3 protein-coding genes and 1 pseudogene are annotated in these 2948 nt (G+C 35.0%); 1 reads left to right on the forward strand and 3 read right to left on the reverse strand.

What is annotated here, in order from left to right:
* Nucleotides 1–74 precede the first annotated feature (74 nt).
* Entirely contained in the window at nt 75–536 is a 462-nt protein-coding gene (locus RHOW815_RS09185) for a transposase (RefSeq protein WP_215217712.1), read from the reverse strand.
* Entirely contained in the window at nt 455–823 is a 369-nt protein-coding gene (locus tag RHOW815_RS07585) for an IS630 transposase-related protein (protein WP_215217710.1), read from the reverse strand. The genes RHOW815_RS09185 and RHOW815_RS07585 overlap by 82 nt, the downstream gene beginning before the upstream one ends.
* A 401-nt stretch (nt 824–1224) precedes the next feature.
* Here RHOW815_RS07585 and RHOW815_RS07590 point away from each other — a divergent pair, with 401 nt between their 5' ends.
* On the forward strand, nt 1225–2685 hold the full coding sequence (locus RHOW815_RS07590) for an amino acid permease (RefSeq protein ID WP_215217711.1): 1461 nt from the start codon (nt 1225–1227) through the stop codon (nt 2683–2685).
* A gap of 82 nt (nt 2686–2767) precedes the next feature.
* Here RHOW815_RS07590 and RHOW815_RS07595 read toward each other — a convergent pair.
* Nucleotides 2768–2902: pseudogene (locus tag RHOW815_RS07595) on the reverse strand (IS5/IS1182 family transposase); the annotation flags it as partial.
* Between the last annotated feature and the right edge of the window lie 46 nt (nt 2903–2948).

Consider the following 2948-nt stretch of genomic DNA (forward strand, 5'->3'; position numbering starts at 1 on the left):
CAATAGCTTCTGAAAGAGTAGAAAATGTGTTAAGAGTTGATTGTACTTTTCTCTTAAAGTTAGCCCAAAATATTTCAATTGGATTTAAATCTGGGGAAATAGGGAGGTAAAAATAAGACTTCGCAACCAGCCTTCTTGATTATTTCTAAACTCAGCTGTGACTTATGAAAACTTGCATTGTCCATGATGATAACTTGACCGGCTTTAAGTTCAGGAATGAGAATTTTCTCTAACCATGTATTAAATAAATCGGTATTGCATGTCACTGTATAACAAAAAGGAGCTCCAATAGAGGATTGTCTTTTTGCTGCTATAAAACTTTCTCTGAAAAAACGATTACCAGAGACAGACCCATATATTTTTTCTCCACGAATACCTCTTCCTTTCTCGCGTTGGAGGTATTCATTAATTCCACTTTCATCGATGTAAACTCGATTCTCTTCAGGAATATTTTCTAGCTTTTGTTTAAACTCTTCTCGTTTCTTTTCATCTCTTTCTTTATAGAAAGATGTCTTTTTTTTAAGGTTATTTTCAATCTTTTACATGCATAAAAAACCGCAGGAATTGTTGTTCCAAATGTCTCTGCTATTTCTCTAAGATAAGCATCAGCATGTTCTTGAATATAATGTTTTAACTTTTCATTATTGAGTTTATTTGGTGATCTTTGCTTCAACTTGGGAGCTAAATCGCCTTGCTTTTCTAACTTTTTCCAATTTAGAAGAGTACGAGGAGAAATTCCAAAAGCCTGACCCACCGCTAAAGGAGAACCACATCTTTTTAAATATTTTAAAGCTTTTATTCTTAACTCTCTTGAGTATGTCATATTTTGAATTATACAACTTACTTAAGAAAAAATAAATTTAATTCACTATATAACTTTGCGAAAAGATTGAAAGCTCTAAAGCGATTGACACCATTTGAGCATGTTATCAAAAGTTGGCAAAAAAAACCAAAAAGTTTTAGAATCAACCCACTCCATCACACTTTGGGACTAAACATCTTTTGAAATATGACTCTTTTTAATCCTGTTAATCGACGAAACTCTTCGTTCTTAAAATCCTTTAAACAATCGTATTTCATGACAAAGCTTTTTAAAGGTTTAATCGTTTTATAGATTATCTACAAGTTATGCAAGAGATCTATTATTTATTTTTCTATTCATAAAAACAAACTTATCTTATCCTTATCTTAAACTTTTCCACTAAAAAATGAACCTCCTTTTTTATGTCTAAACAGTTATTTGTCAAAAAATCTTTAAAAGATTTATTAGGTCAAGCCTCACAATCTAGTCGTGGTCTTACGCGCTCTTTGGGACCGGTTAATTTAACAGCAATGGGAGTAGGGGCCATTATAGGTGCTGGAATTTTTGTATTAACAGGACAAGCAGCAGCTCAATACGCAGGTCCTGGAATTCTTATTTCGTTTGTTTTAGCAGCGATGATTTGTATTTTTGCAGCTCTTTGCTATGCAGAGTTTGCTTCTTTAATTCCTATTGCAGGAAGTGCTTATACTTATGCGTATGTTACCATGGGTGAATTGACCGCCTGGATCATTGGTTGGGGCTTAACCATGGAATATTTATTTTCTGCAGCAACCGTTTCTGTGGGATGGTCTGGATATTTTGTGAGCTTACTAAAAGATTTTGGAATACAATTACCCTCTTTTTTAGCCGGTTCTCCATTAAGTTATGAAATAGGAATAGGATGGACAACAACAGATGCTATCATGAATCTTCCCGCCATGTTTATTGTTGCTATCATGGGGACTTTGGTTTGCATCGGAATTAAAGCGGCTGCTGGTTTTAATAACTTAATGGTAATTATCAAAATGGGAGTAATCTTGCTGTTTATTGGCTGTGGGGTTGCTTTTATCAATTTAGATCATTTAATACCATTCATTCCAGAGAATACAGGGGAATTTGGAGCGTATGGATTTAGTGGTATTTTACGTGGAGCCGGAGTTGTTTTCTTTGCTTTTATCGGTTTTGATGCCCTTTCTACTCTAGCACAAGAAGCACGCAATCCACAAAAAGATCTACCGATCGGGATGTTAGGATCGCTTGGCATATCTACTCTTGCATATATCGTCATTGGAATTATTCTACTTGGCATCGTACCTTACACTATGCTAGATGTTCCAGATCCCATTGCAATAGCTGTAAATGCTTTAGGCCCTAAATTTATTTGGCTACGTTTAGTTCTTAAATTTGCTATTTTAGCAGGTTTAACTTCTGTTGTACTAGTCATGATCTTAGGGCAATCTCGCATTTTTTATACAATGGCAAATGATGGGTTGTTGCCTAAACCTTTTAGCCAGATTAGTAAAAGGTTTCATACTCCATTTTTTACCTCCATTGTAGTCACTCTTGCTGCTATGTTATTAGCAGGGGTTTTCCCAGTTGGTATTTTAGGTCAGTTGACTTCAATGGGAGCTCTTTTAGCTTTTGCGATTGTTTGCTTTGGTATTTTGATTCTGCGTTATAAACAACCTTTATTGCACCGCCCATTTAAAACTCCTTTTGTACCTTGGATCCCTTTGGCAGGTACTTTATGTTGTATTATTCAGATGCTAGCTTTTCCAGCTGTTAGTTGGTGGCAAATGTTTATTTGGATGGTGATAGGGTGTATTATTTATTTTTCCTATGGTATAAAAAATAGTAAAATCCGTCATCCGGTTAAGAAATAAGGTTATTCATGACTAGCCCTTGCCAGAACCGATGGTTCTGGTAAGGGCTTTTTACTTCTTCCTAAAAATACTAAGAGCCTGTTTAAAATCTTTTCAAAAGTAGAGCAATAAAAGCGAGAACCACCATATTCAGGCTTGTATGTAGTTTTCTTTCGCAATTTTTACATAGCCTGCGACATTTTTCTATCCACGCAAAAGAACGCTCTACAACCCATTGTATCAGTATTTTTAACACTTTGAGCATCAATAATTACAAAGCTTGT

The sequence above is a fragment of the Candidatus Rhabdochlamydia sp. W815 genome (genome assembly GCF_018642185.1).
Classification (GTDB): Bacteria; Chlamydiota; Chlamydiia; order Chlamydiales; family Rhabdochlamydiaceae; genus Rhabdochlamydia; species Rhabdochlamydia oedothoracis.

What these genes read in the sequence shown, in the direction of transcription:
- RHOW815_RS07585 (WP_215217710.1), bottom strand. Translation starts at nt 823, where the DNA reads ATGACATACTCAAGAGAGTTAAGAATAAAAGCTTTAAAATATTTAAAA.
- RHOW815_RS07590 (WP_215217711.1), top strand. Translation starts at nt 1,225, where the DNA reads ATGTCTAAACAGTTATTTGTCAAAAAATCTTTAAAAGATTTATTAGGT.